This window comes from Holdemanella sp. MSK.7.32, assembly GCF_024460475.1.
Classification (GTDB): domain Bacteria; phylum Bacillota_I; class Bacilli_A; order Erysipelotrichales; family Erysipelotrichaceae; genus Holdemanella.
This window is the reverse complement of record NZ_JANFYN010000010.1, coordinates 25,320-44,232: the sequence shown is the minus strand read 5'-3', so window position 1 is coordinate 44,232 and position 18,913 is coordinate 25,320. Positions and strand designations below refer to the sequence as shown.

Below are 18,913 nucleotides of genomic sequence, written 5' to 3'. Positions count from 1 at the left end.
ATCCCTAAGACCCTGAGCTATCACAAATGCTGATAGCTCTTTTAAGATTGGAGGAAGATGAAAATGTTAAATAGTTTAACACTCTGTTTTGTCAGTTTTCTTGGTGGAGGATTAGTTGGGATGGGTACGGTTTTATTTATTCAAGGTGCTTTCTACAATGAAAACAAAATCGAAGAAAAAAGAAATCAAAGTTAGATTAACGAATCAAGACTTTGATCATCTTAACAATTTAGTTAAAGAATCAAGTCTATCTCGTGAATCTTATCTAAGAATGTGTATAAACGGTTTAGTGCCTAGACCTGTACCAAGTAAAGAATTAATCGAAGTAATCAAAATTTTAAGAGAGATTGCTGAAAAGATGAATCAAATCGCAATCTCTGTTTATACACAAAATGGAATTAATAAATCTCTTTACATGGAAAACTATGAGAAGTTACAACAACAAATCAACGAGATCATGATTTTGATTCGACAACCTATCAATATGGAGGAAGTATGGCAATCACCAAAATCTGGGCAGTGAAAGATGATTTGAATCGTGTTCTTAGCTACATTAAAAATCCTGATAAAACAAAAGAAGATATGGGCGATGGTTTAAAAGAAGTTCTAGCCTATACTACCCAAGGCTATAAAACCAATGAAAAAGAATTTATTACTGGCATCAATTGTGAACCTCGTTTTGCTTTAAAGCAGATGATCAACACAAAACTTTCCTACAACAAAATGGATGGCCGTCTTGCTTTTCATGCAGTGCAGTCCTTTAAACCAGGTGAAGTGACACCGGAACAATGTCATGCACTGGGTGTACAGCTTGCCAAACAAATGTGGGGCAACCGATTTGAAGTCGTTGTTTCGACACATCTAGATAAAGAACATCTTCATAATCATTTTGTAGTAAATTCTGTTTCCTGGGTAGATGGTAAAAAGTATGACAATAAGAAAGCTGATATCGATCACTTCCGTGAATTAAATGATGCGATCTGTAAAGAGCATGGTTTAACTGTCATCACAAAACCGGAAGGCAAAGCGATGAATTATGGAGAATGGAAAGCAGAAAAGAATGATTCTATCTATTTACGAAAATTGATTCGCTATGACGTGGATTCTGTTTTATTGTATGCAAGAACACCTGAACAATTTAAAGATGGTCTTGAAGAAATTGGCTATGTTGTAAATCTATCAGGAAAGCATTGGACTTTAAAACATCCACAATCTAAAAGAACATTTCGCTTTTATAAACTGACTCGTGATAATCGCTATGATGAAGAACATTTGATGGAACGGATTAACAGTAACTTCTTGTTTCCCATGCAGTCATCTGTTAAAGATGTTATACCTTGTAAAGAATATCAAGGCAATCATAGAAAATTAAAAGGAATCAAAGCGATGTATATTCGATATTGTTTTGAATTGGGTATTTTACGACCTAAAGGAATACCTCAAAAATATCCAAGTCCAGCACTTAGAAAGGATTTAATTTATATGGAGAAAATCACAGATGAAAATACATTTGTTGGCAAGCATAATCTTGAATCGATTGAAGATGTGCTTGCTTTTAAATTGGATTTAAACAACCAAATAGAAAACTGGATGAATCAAAGAAGATCCATCTACAACAAAATTAAACGAACCCGTGATCCTGAGTTGAAACAACAATTAGAACAGGATCGAGATACGCTCACTTCCAAAATTGCACATGGGAAAAAGGAAATCCGAATATGCGAAGATATAGAAAAGAGAGTACCTGACATTGAAGAAAAATTAAAAATGGTCAATGCATTAGAAACAGAGCGTATGCAAACACAAAAAGAATACGAAAGGAGCTTGAACTTATGAACAGTGCTGATACTGCAGATCAAATGATGAAGATGACATTAGAAGGTATTCAAGTAGCTGCTGAAATTGGATTAAAAGCAGGAGGAACAGCTGCTAAATCTTTAGCTGTCACTTTATATGCAATTATTAGTGACAACAAGAAAATCAAAGGCAAAACCAACTTAGATAACTTATTAAAATCCAATAAGGAATTAAAGGTATTTGCGATTCATCATTCTGATTTGAAAAAGTTTTGTGAAGAAGCTAAACACTATGGTGTTCTCTACTCTGTTTTAAAAGAAAAGAACAATACAGATGGAATTGTAGATATCATGGTCAAAGCAGAAGATGCTTCTAAAATATCTAGAATGGTAGATAAATTTGATCTAGCTACCATTGATACCAAAGCAATTCGTGAATCCGTATTGTCACAACAACAAATCAAAGATGCAAAGCCTTTAAGTGATGAAGAACATGATGCATTACTATCTAAATTGATGGATGAAAAAACAAACCCCGTCAAGGCTCGGACAAGCAAGGACGGTACTCCGTTCGAGCCATCTTCAAAAACATTGAAGAAAGAAAACAAGAAGAAAACCGTCGAAAGAAAAAGATCAATAGTTACTATGGATAGACCTTCTGTTCGTCAGGAATTAAAAGATATTAAGCAGCAACAATTAAAATCTTCTGCACCAAAATATCCAGTAAGAAAGAAATCAAAAAAGAAAGTGAGATGACAACTATGCGTAACTGGTTAAAAAAACAAAATGACGAAATAATTGAAATACAAGTTGATGATACAGAAAGAAGAATCATTGTACGTGCCCTTGCGGATTTGAGAGATAAACAACGCATGGCACATAAAAATTATGACTTTCTAGATTCATTAATTGTCAAAGTCTGTGATGCAAACGTAAATAAAGGCTATTTTGACAAAGCACCACAAAAATAGTCGGTTATCGCATCAGATATTGTCAATTCATCATTTTCTGATTTGTTAACTTGCTAAATTAACAACTATCAAAACTTTTAAGCAATTCGAATTCGGATTGCTTTTTTGTTAAATGAAAGGAACTGATATTTATAGACAAACGAAAAGATGAATATGTATTTCTAGTACTTTTGCTTATTCCTGCCATTTGGATTGCCTTGTTGATTGCACCTTATATGGATGAAGGATTGATCCATGCAATTCCATATCTTAGCGAAGCTTTAAATCATCCCTTTTCTATTCAATGGACGGATTCAACATTAAAAACAATAGGCATCTTTCTAGTTATTTATGTTTTAGGTGTTGGTATGTATTTATCTTCAGCTAAGAATTATAGGCGAACTGAAGAATATGGTTCTGCTAAATGGGCAAATCCAATTACTGTTTGTAAAAAATATGCGAATAAAGATTACTTCGCTAACAAAGTCTTTTCCCAAAATGTTCGAATGGGATTAGATGGAAAAAAACATCGAAGGAATTTAAATACAGTAGTGATTGGTGGCTCTGGTGCTGGCAAAACAAGATTTTATGCCAAACCAAATATCATGCAATGTAATACAAGTTTTGTTGTATTGGATCCTAAAGGCGAAATCATTCGAAGTGTTGGTCATCTATTAGAAGAGAATGGTTATGTCATTAAAGTCATTGACTTGATTGATATGTCTAAATCTCTTGGATATAATCCATTCCACTATATTCAAAGTGATAAGGATGTATTGAAATTAATTACCAACTTAATCCGTAATACAACACCTAAAGGTTCTTCTACCAATGATCCATTCTGGGAAAAGAGTGAAACAGCACTATTGGAAGCGCTGATGTTATATCTGTACCATTATGCACCAGAAGATGAACAGAATTTTACAATGGTCATGGAAATGCTCAATTATGCAGAAGTCAAAGAAGATGAAGAAGACTACGAAAGTCCATTGGATGAGTTATTTAAAAGGCTAGAAATGATAGATTCTAATTCATTAGCTTTAAAACAATACAAGATTTATAAACAAGCAGCAGGTAAAACCGCCAAATCGATTCTGATTTCGGTTGGTGTAAGACTTGCTGCTTTTAATTTGGAAGAACTTGCATCATTAACCAAATATGACGAGATGGAATTAGAACAGATTGGAGAAAGAAAAACGGCTTTATTTGCGATTATTCCAGACAACGATTCCACATTCAATTTTGTAGTTGGAATGTTGTACACCCAGTTATTTCAAATGTTGTATTACCAGGCGGATTATGTACATGGTGGAGAACTTCCTGTACCCGTCCATTTCTTGATGGATGAATTTGCCAATGTTGCTTTACCAGATGAATTTGATAAATTGCTTTCAACCATGCGTTCAAGACAGATCTTTGTATCCATTATTTTACAGAACCTGGCTCAGATCAAAGCGTTATACAAAGATAGCTGGGAATCCATTTTAGGTAACTGTGATGAAACGTATTACCTAGGTGGTAATGAACAAAGTACACATAAATACATCAGTGAATTGCTGGGAAAAGAAACATTGGATACAAATACGTATGGCAAATCTGAAGGAAGAAGTGGTAATTATTCTACAAATTATCAACAGACAGGAAGAGAGCTTTTAACCGCAGATGAAGTTCGATTGTTGGATAACAACTATGGACTTCTTTTTATTAAGGGAGAACGCCCTGTTAAAGATAAAAAATATGATTTATTAAAACATCCAAATATTAAGCAGACATTGGATGGAGGACGAGAGCCTTATATTCATGGTCAAGCACATCATTTCATTGATGACTGGCAAAATATTCTTTTAACTGATAACGAATACGAATTGTTAGATCAAGAAGAAGTAGAAAAATATGTAAAGGAGATCAAAGAAAATGAAGAAAGTAAAAACTATTAGAAAAGTATTATTCTATGCTTATACAGCATTGATACTCATCACAAACTTTATAACACCTGTCTATGCAGCTAATGATCCAGTTACTGTAGTGAATAACTTCAGCGATTTTATGTTTGGACTCATTCGAGCGATTGGAATGATTCTATTAGGCTTTGGAATTGTACAGGTTGGTTTATCTTTAAAAAGCCATGATCCAAGCCAAAGAGCAAATGGATTTATGACAGTTGCTGGTGGAATTATTATTACGTTTGCGAAAGAGATTTTAAACATTATTGTAGGTTAATGTATGGATGGAATCATCGATAACCTAACAAGTGCCATTAATACTTGGAATTCTAAACTTGCTGAAATATGGTTGTTGCTAACTGAATCACCAGAGTCATTTAAAGGTGGTGATATATGGAAAATCATTGTAAAAGTACATGAAGGTTTACAAGCCATTGGACTTGCCCTTCTTGTACTTTTCTTTGTATGGGGATTAATACGAACTTGTACTAGCTGGCAGGATGTTAAACGACCCGAACAAGCCTTCAAACTATTTCTAAGATTTATCATCGCAAGAACTTTAGTACTTTATGGAATGGAACTTATGACGAAAATATTTGAAATCGTACAAGGAATTATCCAATCGATTACAGAAACTGTTGGACTTGGAGTATCAAACGAAACTGTGATTCCACAAGAAATTGTAGATGCAGTAAGTAATACCGGTTTTCTAGAATCTATTCCATTATGGGCAGTAACCTTATTAGGATCTATATTTATCACTATATTATCTTTTGTAATGATTCTAACAGTATATGGAAGATTCTTTAAACTGTACATGTATACAGCTATATCTCCAATCCCACTTGCAGCAGCTGCAGGAGAAAGCACACAAAATATTGCTTTTACATTTATTAAAAGCTATGCAGGAGTTTGTTTAGAAGGAGCGATCATTGTCCTTTCCTGTATTATCTTTTCAGCCTTTGCATCAAGTCCACCAGTAGTGGATTCAACAGCATCCAGTGTATCTATGGTATGGAGTTATATTGGTGAATTAATATTCAATATGTTGGTTCTTGTAGGAACAATCAAGATGTCAGACAGAATTGTTAAAGAAATGATGGGACTATAATATGTAGCTACTCAGTTACCACATTTGTTGATATTTTGTAAAAAACTGATTATAATATATACGAAAGGAAGTGTTAATTATGCGTAACGTAATCAATGCTCAAAAAGATGATGTATTTAGAATTCGCATGAACTCAGAAATCAAGAATGAATTAGAAGAAGTTTTTGCGAAAAACGGTTTAACTTTAACAGATGCAGTAAATGTATTTTTTCAACAAGTATTAAATACAGGTGGATTTCCATTTTCTGTAACTGAGGATAATGCCGAAAAGATGAAAGCAAAAGCTTTATCTAAATTAATGAAAGAATTGGAAATTGGTATGAATTGTACTGAATCTTATTCAGAAGAAGAAGCCAAAAAAATGTTGGGTTTGTAAAATGAAGATTATTTATAAAAAAGCAGCAATTGATGACCTTCTTAATACCGAAAACTATATTATTAATCAGTTTCATAATGATCAAGCCGCAAAAAAGTTTAAAACAAACATTGTGGATACAATTTCATTATTAAAAGATAATCCTTATTTAGGGCCAAAAATGTCAGATCGTTTCGACATAGATACACCATTTCGCTATTTAATCGTATCTAAGCAACTTGTATTCTATAATGTCAATGAAGAGAATATTGAAATTATTAGAATACTTGACTCAAGGCAGGATTACTTATCATTACTATTTTAATTACTACTGCAGGAGCATATTGTTCCTGCTTTTATTATGCCTTCAAGGTAGGAAAGGAACGTAACATGAAAGATTATATTTTAAACAAAGTTGTATTAAAAACAGGAGATTCATTGGATATTGTTGAATCTTCAACTTTACCATTAACGGAAAAATTGATGTATAAAGTGGAACATGAAAAGGATAAAATTGTTGTCCGACGTGATGGCAGAAATTTGATTATTCCTGTCGAAAATATCTTATTTGCATCTTCTATTCCACTAGATGTCATTCATGAGGATTTTAATGATGAAATCTAATTTTGAAATTAAGATCAACAAGGAAATACGAGATTATACCGAAAGCATACTTCTTGGCCTATCTTTACGTCAAACTATCTTTTCGATACTAGCATGTGCTATTGCGTGTGGTTTGTATTTTTTATTCAAAGAAAGACTTGGTACAGAAATTACTAGTTGGCTATGTATGCTTGGAGCTGCACCTTTTGCAGCATTTGGATTCGTACGTTTTCAAGGAATGTATACAGAAGATATTGTGAAGATGGCAATATCTTCTTTTGCGTTGTCTACAAAGAATTTGATTAATGTGCCATTTAATCTTTATTATGAAATACTTGAACCATTCATTAATCAATCAAGAAAGGAGTCGATTGTACATGATAAAAAGTTACGAAAGATTGAAAAAGCTCAACAAAGAAAAATTAAGAATTCCTAGAACCGTTCAGGATACCATCCCGGTAGACACGATCTATAAGGATGGTATTTTTAAATCTGGTAATAAATATACAAAGAGTTACAGGTTCTTAGATATCAACTATAAGATTGCTTCTGGAGAAGATAAAAACAATCTCTTTTTAAGCTATAGTGATTTACTGAATTCTTTTGATTCTTCTGTGATGACAAAGATAACTATCAACAATCGAAAAGTGGATATCAAGAAGTTTAAAGAGGATATCTTGATTCCATTAAAACAAGATAACTTAGATCCATATCGCGAAGAATACAACAATATGCTTTTGGATAAACTATCTGAAAGTGATGATATTATCCAGGAAAAATATATTACAGTTACCATCTTTAAAAACAGTATCGAAGAAGCAAGATTTACTTTCTCCAGAATTACCGCTGAGTATTCTACCTTATTTTCAAGACTTGGCTCTTCCTGTATTGAATTAAATGCCGAAGAACGATTAAAGATCCTCCATGACTTTTATCGAAATGAAACAGAAGAATTTACATTGGATATCAATGATTTAGCAAAAAAAGGTCATTCCTTTAAAGATTTGATTACACCTAGAATGAGCAAATACCACAACAAATATTTTGAATTTGATGGTAAATATGGAAGAGTTCTTTATTTAAGCAATTATCCAGGCTTTTTAAAAGACGAGTTTGTATCCGAACTTTGCGATTTAAATAAGAACTTGATGTATTCTATGGACATTATTACGATTCCTACTGATGAAGCAGTTCGTGAAGTAGAAAATAAATTCTTAGGTGTTGAAAAGAACATTACGGATTGGCAAATGAAACAAAATCGTAACAATAACTTTTCAGCCATTATTCCTTATGACATGGAGCTACAACGTAAGGAATGTAAAGAATTCTTAGATGATTTAATTGTGCGAGATCAAAGAATGATGCTTTGCAACATCACAGTTGTACATCTTGCAGATTCTTTAGAAGAACTGGATAAAGATAGTGAGACATTAAAAGCAGTAGCTCGAAAATATGTTTGTGAGTTAGAAACACTCTACTTTTCAAAAAGACAATTGGATGGTTTACAAACAGCTCTTCCTATTGGAGTTAATAAACTCAATATCACTCGTACCCTTCTTACAGAAAGTGCTGCTGTATTTATTCCCTTTAGAGCCCATGAAATCATGCAGAAAGGTGGTATTTGGTATGGTCAAAATGCCATTACCAACAATCCGATTCTTTGTAACAAATCTTTATTACAAAATCCAAACTCTTTTGTATTAGGTATTCCTGGATCAGGTAAATCTTTTCTTACAAAAGAAGAAATTGAATTCTTAATTCTGTCTACGAACGACGATATTATTATTGCGGATCCAGAAGGTGAATATGATCCAATCATTAAAGCGATGAAAGGACAGATCATTCGTATTGGAACGAACAGTAAAGATTATATTAATGCCATGGATATGTCAGAAGGATATGGAGATAGTGGAAATGCGATTGCAGATAAATCTCAATTTATCATGTCTTTATTTGAACAGTTAGATACAAATCATGGTGGTATATCCCCTATTGATCGTTCTATTATCGATCGTTGTGTATCTTTGGTTTATCAGGATGCCATGAAAAATAACTATATTCCAACATTAAAGCACCTATACAACAAGCTGCTAGAACAAAGCGAACCTGAAGCTAAATCATTAGCTATCAAACTAGAACTATTTACAAATGGATCCTTGAACATCTTTGCCCATGAAACCAATGTAGATATCAAATCTAGAATCCTATCTTTCAACATCTTTAATTTAGGCAAACAATTAAAGACAATGGGACTGCTTGTTATTACGGATGCGATTATCAATCGTGTCAATGAAAATTGGAGAAAAGGAAAACGTACACATGTCTTTATTGATGAGATTCACGTTATCTTTGAAAATGAAGAAAGTGCTACCTTCTTTGCATCTGCATGGAGACAATTCCGTAAAAGAGATGCCTATCCAACGGGTATTACACAAAATGTTAAATATCTTCTCTCTTCTCAGCAAGGTACAAGCATGTTGTCGAACTCTGAATTTATTGTCATGTTGAATCAATCTGCCAACGATAGAGAAGATTTAGCTAGACTTCTTAATATTTCAGAAGAACAGATGGGATACATCACAAATGCACCAACAGGATCTGGATTGATTAAGTATGGTGGATCTATTGTGCCGTTTGTAAATAAGATGCCAAAAGGATTATTGTATGACTTAAACACAACAAAGCCGGGAGATAGAAAACTCCTATTAAACTAAGCAGAATTCAATTTCTGCTTTTCCATTGAGGGTAGTATTCAAGTAGTTATAAAGTTTCGTGAGTTATGGAAGAAGCCAGCGCTTGCGGAAATGTCACAGTTTACGGTGGTAAAGTTTCAAATTCTACTTTCCTTTTTTGCACTTGCTATGATATTATTAGTATGTGTACTAATACATTTAAAGAGAGGTGATATATTTGCGAAGAGACAGCAGTGAAACAAAGAGGAAAATACTGACTGTGTGCGTCCGTCTCTTTCTGGAACAGGGGTATAAAAACACCTCTGTCAGTCAGATTGTGGATGAAGCAGGTGTTGCAAGAGGAAGCTATTTGAATCTGTTTCCTACCAAGGACAAAATTTTACTGGAATTGACCGAAACGATGTTCGGCGGACAATTCGGCGTGGCAAGAAGCATTGCAGACAGCAAGCTTCCACCAGTTTACGCCTATGCGGTAGAAACGGCAATCCAATTGACTCTGACCGAGCTGAATGAGAACCTGCGGGAAATCTACATTGAAGCCTATTCCCTGCCCGACACATCGGAATATATTTACCTGCATACCACGGCAGAGCTGAAACAGATTTTTGGTGAAAATTTTCCCAATGATACCGAGAGCGACTTTTACGAGATGGAAATCGGCACAGCGGGACTGATGCGTAGCTATATGGCGAGAAAATGTGATATTCATTTTCCATTGGAACGCAAGCTCAGCCGCTTTTTGACGGCATCAATGAGAGTATATCGTGTACCGGAGGAAGAACAGGCAAAGGTACTTGCCTTTATTCAATCACTGGATATTAAAGAAATTGCTACAAAGGTTATGTATAAGCTGTTTACAATGCTGGAAATGAAATACGATTTTAAGCTGTCAAAGAACAACGAAATGGAGGAAACTAGATGAAAAAACGATTATTCAGTATCCTGCTTGCTCAGTGCATGGTGCTCAATTTTGTGCCAATCACGGCTTTTGCCGAGGACAGCACAGAAGAAACACCTGAATGCACCTGCGAAACGACTTGCACGGAAGAAACAATGAATGCAGAGTGCCCTGTCTGCGGCGCAAAGGGTGCTTTACCAGAAAAATGTGGGAAATATGTCGAACCAGCAGCCGAAGATGAAACATCCCAGCCAAAAGGAGAGAAAACTCAGGAAAAGCAGAACAGCGATATGCCGGATACACAATCCGAAGCAGCTCTAGCACAGATGAGTAGCGAAGGAGAAAATGGCATTGCCGTTCAGAGTGCAGGTGTTGCGATTGACAATAACAACTTCCCAGATGCAAATTTCCGCACTATTGTCGAAGGATTTGATACCAACAATGACAGTAGTTTAAGTGATACAGAAATCGCAGCAGTTAAAAAAATTAATTGTTTTCGCAAAAGGATCACCAATCTGAAAGGCATTGAATACTTTACATCATTGAATAATTTGTGGTGCGCTGAAAACAAACTGACTGCGCTAGATGTCAGCAAGAATACGGCACTGACTGATTTGTACTGCAGCAGCAACCAACTAACCACGCTGGATGTCAGTAAGAATACGGCACTGACTGATTTGGACTGCGGTCGCAACCAACTGACCACGCTGGATGTCAGCAAGAATACGGCGTTGACTTATTTGAGCTGCGGTTACAACCAACTGACCACGCTGGATGTCAGCAAGAATACGGCACTGACTTATTTGAGCTGCCGCAACAACCAATTGACCACGCTGGATGTCAGCAAGAATACGGCACTGACTAAGTTGAGCTGCGACAATAACCAATTGACCTCTCTGGATGTCAGCAACACAGATATGGATGACCTGAATTGTTACGATAATATCTACCAGATCGTTGTTGGCAATGACCGCACCTTTGATCTTTCTCTTTTGCCGGGAAACTTCGACGTTTCCAAGACAAGCGACTGGAGTGGTGGGAAAGTAAGTGGAAACACGTTGACAGTGGATAGTGACAAAGACACCGTTGCCTACAAATATGACTGTGGAAAAGGTAAAAGCGTAACCTTTACCTTGAAGTGTGTCCAGTCTGCCGACTACGCTAATGTTGATGCAGCAATTACCAAGGCAAATAACTTGAACAAGGATGACTACAAGGATTTCTCCGGTGTGGATACCGCTATCAATGCTGTTGACCGTAATAAAAATATTACGGAGCAGAGCGAAGTGGATAAAATGGCGAAAGCAATCGAAGATGCCATTGCTGACCTGCAATATAAGGATGCGAACTATGACGAGGTCGATGCAGCCATTACGAAGGCGGATGCTTTGAATAAGGATGACTACAAGGATTTCTCCGGTGTGGATACCGCTATCAATGCTGTTGACCGTAATAAAAATATTACGGAGCAGAGCGAAGTGGATAAAATGGCAAAAGCAATTGAAGATGCGATTGCTGACCTGAAATACAAGGATGCTGATTATACTAAGGTAGATGCAGCCATTAAGAAGGCAAATGCTTTGAAGAAGGATGACTACAAAGATTTCTCTGGTGTGAAAAACGCTGTCAAAGCTGTTGTGCGTGGTAAAAATATTACGGAGCAATCTGAAGTAGACAAGATGGCAAAGGCTATCGAAAATGCGATTTCTGCTCTTGAGAAAAAGTCTGCTAGCGCCAAACCGCGAACATCCGATAAGAATCCGAAGACTGGTTATACAAGCAACCTTGCATTATGGATTGCCTTACTGTTTATCAGCGGTGGTGCAGCCGTCGGTACAATGGTTGTAAGCAGAAAGAAAAAGTATAACAAATAATTGAATAGTATTTCCTTGCTCCATCTTTCGAGCAAGACAAAAGCGTCGTAGCAATACGGCGCTTTTTTGCATACAAAGGAGTTGATAAATTTGAGAGATATAAAAACCAAGCAGAAAATGCAAGCCATTAAAACAAAGGATACAAAAGGAAATATTCGGCATTTTATTAAACAGCAAACAATTCATAATAAAAAGTCTGATAGAAAAGAAGATGCTCCTGTTAAATCCAATCCACAAGTACAGGCTACAAATAGTGTAAGTGTTGCTGCTAAGCAGACTGTAATTGAATCTAAATATCGAGCTACAAAGCTTATTAAACAAAAACATCATGAATATAAGATCAAATCAGCTAATAAGAAAACTGTTTTTGAATCAAGTCATGATATTCATTCACAAAGAATTTCTTATATAGCCAAGGCAAAGAAGCATGTTGTGAATAAAGTGAATGCTTCAAAGATAAAACAGTCTACAGAACAATTTGTTTCCAAGCCTATTGTCCAAAATACAGCACACGCTATAAAGAAATCATTTCATATCGTTAAGAAGAGTGTATCCACATTGAATACACTCTTTTCTTTTGGAACGGGATTGATTTTATTGATTGTGATTACTCTGTTTGTTGGCACATTCAGCGTATTAGCTCAAGATGGTGGATCTAATAGTGAAATTGTTTCTTTAAGCGAAGAAGTTATTGCATATGAAGATACAATACGAAAATACGCAATAGAATACGATATAGAAGATTATGTATCTTTACTTCAAGCGATTATGATGCAGGAATCTGGTGGTAAAGGAAATGATCCTATGCAAGCTAGTGAATCAGGATACAATACAAAATATCCTAGGATTCCTAATGGTATTACAGAACCGGAGTATTCCATAGATGTTGGTACACATACCTTTTCGGATTGTGTTAAAAAGGCAAATGTAAAAGATCCATCAGATACAGAACACATCTATCTAGCTTTGCAAGGATATAATTATGGCTCTGGATATATTGATTGGGCACTTTCTAATTTTGGTGGTTATTCCAAATACAATGCACAACAATTTTCAGATATGAAGAAACAACAATTAAATGTATCTGGATATGGAGATCCATCTTATGTCAATCATGTAATGCGCTATGTTGGAATTACATTTAGAGGTGGAACCAATCCAAACTTTAATAACATGGAAGCATGGATTACAAAGAATCCATATGCCAAGTCAGGCTTATATGGACAATGTACATGGTTTGCTTGGGGAAGATTTTATGAACTGTATGGATATGATCCAGGCTTTACTGGAAATGGATGGGATTGTGTAGATGAACTATTAAAAGCACATCCAGATAAATTTGAAAGATCCACTACCCCTAAAGCAGGAGCTGTATTCTCTGGCATTGGTAAAAACCATGTTGGTATAGTATTAAAAATAGATGGCAACAACATTACAATTCAAGATGGTAATTATGATGGCATTACCAATACGTTTGAAGATGCAAAAAAGGACTGGCAAACCAACACCTATACTCTTGATTACTACAGGTCAAGAATGGGTGGTATTGTATTTGCCAATCCAAAGTAAAAGTGGAGAAACCCTCATCTCCACTTGTTTGCTTCCTTATGCTGTTTAACAATAGCATTCGCTTCTTCTTCCGTACGATACAACTTTGATTCACGAACACGTGTACCAGATGTACCACAATTGCCATTGCCATCAAAAGTAATGGTACAAAATCCACCAGTATTCCGTACAACTTTAGCTTTTCTTACAAAGATAGAAGAAGCAACAAAGTAAACAGTATCTCCTTCATTGAACCGTTTCAAATTATCATCTCCAATTTATTTCTTTTCACCGTTATTCCAAAAATGGTAAATTGGATAAGTTTTAAAGTTTTTTTGTTGATCTTTTGATAATTTTTCAAAATGTATTTCTGCAGCAGTTTGTTGACCTAAAAGTACATATGCTCCTACACGACAGTCCTCACATATGGTTGTATCTTCAGCTATAGAATATAGGGTTCTAATCTCATTTTTATCAAAATTGCGTTTACGTTTTATTACTTGCAAAGCATTTAATTTTTTTATATTCTTATCCAAATCCTCATCTGGAGATTGTTCAAGCCATTGGCTGAATTCTAAACAGGTATTTAAAATTTTCTCTTTTCTTTCACCTTTCGACTCATCACAAGCTCTGGTCAAATCCAACAAAAACCAATTAGCTTTTTCATACGTAATCGCATTATTTTCAATATTTTTAAATGATGGAAGTAAAACACTATAATCTAAGTTATTTAATGTCAATAGTTCTTCTTTATGCAGTATGCAATACTGAGATACAGGAATCATTTCTTTTTTATTATTTGGATTTTCAACAGCTACATGAATAGAATTACTAAAGAAATTTAGTAATCTATATGATTTATCTTTGTTTTCTTTAACAGCGATTACAGCGAAACTCAATGGTCCAACATTAATGCAAATGACAGGCGGTAATTCATCATTTGGTGCATATATTGGTTCATTTTTCACAAAAGATTTAATCAAACAATTCAAGTTATTTAAATTTTCAGGATTTAATTCTTTTAAATTAATATCTTCTTCACAACCTAATTTATCCAACATCTCAACTATTTCTTTAGCATTTAAAAGACGAGCATACTCAAATTTTTTATCAAAATTTGATGTATCCATTCCCGAATAATCAAATGGAAAGTTAGCATTACCAATTTTAAAGTAACCTTCATTAAGATAAGCGAGCATAAATTCTAAATCCTTTGCTAATATTCTTACTTTGTCAGCGCTTTTATATTTTAATTTTGCAGGGGATTTTTCCTTATAAAAATAAATTTTTAAACTTTCGCCAATGCAAAGACATGTCTCATTTGCACTTTTTATAAGCGCATATTCTGAGTAATATTTTTTGTTATTTATTGTTATATCTGCCTCTATAACTTGCTGAGTATGTATATTTTGAGGGATGATTTCCAATGGTTGCGGAATATTGCTTCCTTTTATTTTTGCGTATAAATATACTTCATTATTAATTAAAGCTTTTTGAGGATCATCAATTCCAACACCAGAAAATGGAATTACAATATTTTCAAGCACGTCTTTTTTTTCTAATTCTTCTATACTATATAATTTTCCATTTGTAAAACTTGCTTGTTTTTGACAATTTTGAAAACCATTAAAAAAAATTGTGGTTTTTTGATTTTTATCTGATGGAAATTCTTTTAAATGAATTGCTTTGGTCTTGTTTACTCCTACTAATAATTGCCTTAACTTAATAGGAGTAAGTATGGAATAATAAATTTTTCTCGTTAATCCATTATTTCCTATATAAACAACAAATAATATACAGCCTCCATCATTCAGATAATTAACCAGATCTGCTTTTGACATTGAATAGGAAATTTCTTTATTAGAGTGATCATCACACTCTTTTCCTTTAACTTGAACTGGCATTCTTCCTTTGAGAGTATCTTTTGTTTTTCGAATATCGCCATAAATATACACAAATCCATCCCACGAAGGTTCTTTGTCATTTTCCGCAATATATTGATCAAGAAAATCAGTTGTTACTATGCTATCTTTTACTGCATTTACCGCGAGTATTTCTATTTTTTTGCTATCCAATGACACTACTATATCATCTCCTTTATTATTCAACTCCTAGTGCCTTAAACACTGCATCTTCTGCATTGTTAAAGAATATCAAATTAAAACAGCCTACTAATTCTGGTGGTACTGTTCCCAAATCTACAGCTGATGTAATTGGTAAAAGTACTTTCTTTGCGCCTGAATCCAAACATACCTGTAAAGTGTTTGCTAAGTTTTCAACTTTATTTACTGTACCACTAACACTAATATCACCCAATATTGCAAGTGAACTAACTGTCGGTTTCTGTAATGCGATAGAACAAAGAGCAATTAATGTTGGCAATGCTAATGTGCTTGTCATACCAATCCCCTGTAAATCCTGGAACTGAATTATGTAATCTTTCGTTGTTGTACTGATAGACTGACTGATGTGATTGCTGTTGGCTTTCAAATAGTTAAAAGCATTCTGTGTACTTTCTCTAGCTTCTCTGTCACTTCCTATACCATTGCACGTTAATTTACCATTACCTGGTAAAAGCTGTGATTCCAGTCTGAATAAACCAATCATTCCAGACTTACCAGTAGAAACTGTATAGATTTGTCCTGGATTGCACATACCTTCAGGAATTAATGTACTTGATCCTTGTTCAGGAACAGACACATACTTTTCTTCAAAGGATTCATTATCAATATATGAGAAGTTCACATCGTAGAATTCCATACCGCCTATCTTCTTTAACTGTTCTTTCACACGTCTTCTCATTTCTAGGCCAATGCGGAGGATTTCTTCAAGCTCTTCTTTTGTATAATCTTCATTTGGATATAATAATTTAACTAAACCAGATACTGTCTTTCTTACAGAAATGGTATCTCTTTGGTTTAAGTTTTTACCTAACTTAAAGTATTTATCTAATGCATCACTTTCCTGTGTTTTTCTAAGTTCACGAATGAATTCAGCAAAGTAATCCGTAATAAAGCCATATTCATCTGTAAAGTGATCCGGTCTGAACTTTGGTACTTCCCATCCTGGTAAATAGCAATGAATACGATCTAAGAAGGCTGTATCTGTACCCATTTCAGGTGGAAATGGATCAAATAAAGAAGATGTTTTCAGTAATACATCGACACTCTGATTAATATTACCAACAAAGACCATGGATGCACTGGCAGCCTTTTCTTCTTTACCACGTGCAAAAGAACCACTTGCCATATAGTCTTTCATAATCTGGATTCCATCTTTATCTTTAAACTTGATTCCTGCAACTTCATCAAAAGCTACACAATCCCATAAACCAACAAGTCCTACAGTACGTTTGCCCATGTTGTAGAAAAGATTAGCTACGGTTGTCTGGCCACCAGAAACAAGAATGCTGTTAGGAGATATTTCTTTATAAATATGGGATTTACCCGTACTTCTAGGACCCAATTCACATAAGTTATAATTATTTTCAACAAGTGGCACTAAGCGAAGAAGCAACAACCATTTTTCTCTTTCGGTTAATTGGTCTGGCTCCATTCCAATAGAGCGAAGTAAAACATCAATCCATTCTTCCTTACTAAATGCTTTACGTCCTTCTTTTAATTCATTAATATCTACGTGTGGCATTTGTATTGGTGTAAGCTTTGAAATTTTAATTGGATTTGAATTTTTATCTTCTTCATTATATTCATATTCCAACTGTACAATACACCAGATACCACCACATAATAAACGATCATACTTTTCCGGATATTCTTCAGAAATAGGAATTTCTTTAATGCCAAGATTAGAAAACTCAGCTTCATAGGTATCTTTTTTAATATTCAAATTAATTGTCACTTTATCAATAACCGTATAAAACCCCTTGGCACGTAAGACTGATAAAGTCTTTTGTGCTTCATCTGGACGTACAAAATTATCGGACAAGATCTTTTTAACTCGTTCAATTCCTTGTTCGATGATACTTTCATCATCACTGCCACAATATTGGCCTAGAAGGAACTCGAGCACATAGACTGGAACATTGGCTCCCTCTTTAATTTTCTTTGTTAAATCTTTTCTAACTATTTTCCCATCAAAGTTCGCACGTAACTTTTCCTTTATTTCCTCTCTATCTGCCATAAAAACCTCCTAATCATTATTTTGTTTCACAATTAATTCTCACTATAAAAATCATCTAACACATAGGTAGTAACCGGAGTTATAAATAATTCATACCTTATTATCAATCGAATAAGATCATTTCCATCAATTAATGTAATTGGAGTTCCTTCTCTTGCTGCAATTCTAGCAGCATTCGTAAATCTACTATTTGTTATAAATACACCATAATCAGCTTGAAATTTGTTCATAGCGCCTAAGAATTGGTTAATCTCTGGCTCACTCACTGCACCAGAATTATATCTTTTACATTGAATCACAACACGAGTTGTTCTGAAATCATCATCGTCTGTATGATACCCATAGCCGTCAATACCACCATCATTTGAAATTTGTACTCCCTTATCTGTGAACTGGACCCCCATTTTTGTAAGCAATGCACGAGAAAACTGTTCAAATTTTTTTGGTGACATATTAGCAATGGCACTTTGAAGTTTAATCTTTACATCATCTAGAACATCATCCTCACTAGATTTACTTTCCTCTTCAATATCTTCATTAATTATCTCGTCTTTTTGTACTTTTTTATCTTTATTTTTTGCGGAATTCTCTTCCCAATAAATCGCTGCCTTTTCGCGCACCTCTGTTTCAACATCAAAATGATCTAAATCTACAGCAAAACCTTTTTCTGTTAAAGTAACAAGAGGTTTATACTTTTCATACATTAAGAAGCCAACATAGTTTAATTCCTTTAGTGCAAAATTGAATTTAAAATCAAATCTCTTATATTGATTACCAGACTTACTAGATGTATAAATTTTCTGTTCAAATTCAGCAATATGCTCATCTTTTTCACTAATTCTATCTCTTATCTCAGAACGTTCTAATTGACCTCCAGCCTCTTGCAGAACCTCGATTATAGGCTTAATTAGATAAGACACCTGTTGCTCATTATTTAACGTGTCAAAATACATATACTAGTCCTCCGTTCTTTTCATAAAATGATTATATTTATTAGGAATG

At 34.5% G+C, this 18,913-nt stretch carries 20 protein-coding genes; 16 read left to right on the top strand and 4 right to left on the bottom strand.

Translation table 11 applies throughout. From position 1 onward, the window contains the following. The first annotated feature begins 63 nt into the window (after positions 1 to 63). The 16 genes from NE544_RS03950 (at position 64) to NE544_RS03875 (ending at position 13,792) form a co-directional block, all read left to right on the top strand. Entirely contained in the window at positions 64 to 195 is a 132-nt protein-coding gene (locus NE544_RS03950) for a hypothetical protein (protein WP_255415586.1), read from the top strand. Further along, entirely contained in the window at positions 158 to 523 is a 366-nt protein-coding gene (locus tag NE544_RS03945) for a hypothetical protein (RefSeq protein ID WP_256268410.1), read from the top strand. Before NE544_RS03950 ends, NE544_RS03945 begins: the two co-directional genes overlap by 38 nt. After that, on the top strand, positions 496 to 1,836 hold the full coding sequence (locus NE544_RS03940) for a relaxase/mobilization nuclease domain-containing protein (protein ID WP_256268409.1): 1,341 nt from the start codon (positions 496 to 498) through the stop codon (positions 1,834 to 1,836). The genes NE544_RS03945 and NE544_RS03940 overlap by 28 nt, the downstream gene beginning before the upstream one ends. Next, complete coding sequence (locus NE544_RS03935; protein WP_256268408.1) at positions 1,833 to 2,552, top strand: PcfB family protein; 720 nt, start codon at positions 1,833 to 1,835, stop codon at positions 2,550 to 2,552. Before NE544_RS03940 ends, NE544_RS03935 begins: the two co-directional genes overlap by 4 nt. Before the next feature lie 5 nt (positions 2,553 to 2,557). Then, positions 2,558 to 2,767: a hypothetical protein gene (locus tag NE544_RS03930; RefSeq protein WP_147487068.1), complete on the top strand. Its 210-nt coding sequence runs from the start codon at positions 2,558 to 2,560 to the stop codon at positions 2,765 to 2,767. A gap of 131 nt (positions 2,768 to 2,898) precedes the next feature. Next, positions 2,899 to 4,683, top strand: coding sequence for a VirD4-like conjugal transfer protein, CD1115 family (locus tag NE544_RS03925; RefSeq protein ID WP_370866038.1), 1,785 nt, complete (start codon positions 2,899 to 2,901; stop codon positions 4,681 to 4,683). Next, on the top strand, positions 4,661 to 4,966 hold the full coding sequence (locus NE544_RS03920) for a glutamyl-tRNA amidotransferase (RefSeq protein WP_118114799.1): 306 nt from the start codon (positions 4,661 to 4,663) through the stop codon (positions 4,964 to 4,966). Before NE544_RS03925 ends, NE544_RS03920 begins: the two co-directional genes overlap by 23 nt. A 3-nt stretch (positions 4,967 to 4,969) precedes the next feature. Continuing rightward, positions 4,970 to 5,800 (top strand): hypothetical protein, encoded by an 831-nt coding sequence (locus tag NE544_RS03915; protein WP_256268407.1) that lies wholly within the window; start codon positions 4,970 to 4,972, stop codon positions 5,798 to 5,800. A 79-nt stretch (positions 5,801 to 5,879) separates the two neighbouring features. Then, positions 5,880 to 6,176 (top strand): type II toxin-antitoxin system RelB/DinJ family antitoxin, encoded by a 297-nt coding sequence (locus NE544_RS03910; protein WP_003864667.1) that lies wholly within the window; start codon positions 5,880 to 5,882, stop codon positions 6,174 to 6,176. Position 6,177: 1 nt separating this feature from the next. Then, the gene (locus NE544_RS03905) at positions 6,178 to 6,480 is read left to right on the top strand and encodes a type II toxin-antitoxin system RelE/ParE family toxin (protein ID WP_256268406.1); all 303 of its coding nucleotides are present in this window, start codon (positions 6,178 to 6,180) and stop codon (positions 6,478 to 6,480) included. 65 nt (positions 6,481 to 6,545) lie between these two features. Then, positions 6,546 to 6,779 carry a hypothetical protein gene (locus tag NE544_RS03900; protein ID WP_256268405.1) on the top strand — a complete coding sequence of 78 codons (234 nt, stop codon included), beginning with the start codon at positions 6,546 to 6,548 and terminating at the stop codon, positions 6,777 to 6,779. Further along, positions 6,766 to 7,194, top strand: coding sequence for a PrgI family protein (locus tag NE544_RS03895; RefSeq protein WP_256268404.1), 429 nt, complete (start codon positions 6,766 to 6,768; stop codon positions 7,192 to 7,194). The genes NE544_RS03900 and NE544_RS03895 overlap by 14 nt, the downstream gene beginning before the upstream one ends. Then, the gene (locus NE544_RS03890) at positions 7,136 to 9,472 is read left to right on the top strand and encodes a VirB4-like conjugal transfer ATPase, CD1110 family (RefSeq protein WP_256268403.1); all 2,337 of its coding nucleotides are present in this window, start codon (positions 7,136 to 7,138) and stop codon (positions 9,470 to 9,472) included. Before NE544_RS03895 ends, NE544_RS03890 begins: the two co-directional genes overlap by 59 nt. Before the next feature lie 196 nt (positions 9,473 to 9,668). Next, positions 9,669 to 10,373 (top strand): TetR/AcrR family transcriptional regulator, encoded by a 705-nt coding sequence (locus NE544_RS03885; RefSeq protein ID WP_256268402.1) that lies wholly within the window; start codon positions 9,669 to 9,671, stop codon positions 10,371 to 10,373. After that, on the top strand, positions 10,370 to 12,223 hold the full coding sequence (locus NE544_RS03880) for a leucine-rich repeat domain-containing protein (RefSeq protein WP_256268401.1): 1,854 nt from the start codon (positions 10,370 to 10,372) through the stop codon (positions 12,221 to 12,223). The genes NE544_RS03885 and NE544_RS03880 overlap by 4 nt, the downstream gene beginning before the upstream one ends. 90 nt (positions 12,224 to 12,313) lie before the next feature. Next, positions 12,314 to 13,792 (top strand): lysozyme family protein, encoded by a 1,479-nt coding sequence (locus tag NE544_RS03875; RefSeq protein WP_256268400.1) that lies wholly within the window; start codon positions 12,314 to 12,316, stop codon positions 13,790 to 13,792. Between the two features lie 14 nt (positions 13,793 to 13,806). Here the strand turns inward: NE544_RS03875 and NE544_RS03870 are convergent, their stop codons facing one another. From NE544_RS03870 to NE544_RS03855, 4 genes are read right to left on the bottom strand one after another with little or no spacing between them, the layout of a single operon-like run. Further along, positions 13,807 to 14,034, bottom strand: a complete 228-nt coding sequence (locus NE544_RS03870; RefSeq protein ID WP_256268399.1) for a hypothetical protein — start codon at positions 14,032 to 14,034, stop codon at positions 13,807 to 13,809. 15 nt (positions 14,035 to 14,049) lie between these two features. Continuing rightward, on the bottom strand, positions 14,050 to 15,852 hold the full coding sequence (locus tag NE544_RS03865; RefSeq protein ID WP_256268398.1) for a hypothetical protein: 1,803 nt from the start codon (positions 15,850 to 15,852) through the stop codon (positions 14,050 to 14,052). Between the two features lie 19 nt (positions 15,853 to 15,871). After that, a complete protein-coding gene (brxL, locus tag NE544_RS03860) occupies positions 15,872 to 17,911 on the bottom strand; it encodes a protease Lon-related BREX system protein BrxL (RefSeq protein ID WP_256268397.1) in 2,040 nt (679 codons plus the stop codon). Positions 17,912 to 17,943: 32 nt separating this feature from the next. Then, positions 17,944 to 18,864: an Mrr restriction system protein gene (locus NE544_RS03855; protein WP_256268396.1), complete on the bottom strand. Its 921-nt coding sequence runs from the start codon at positions 18,862 to 18,864 to the stop codon at positions 17,944 to 17,946. Between the last annotated feature and the right edge of the window lie 49 nt (positions 18,865 to 18,913).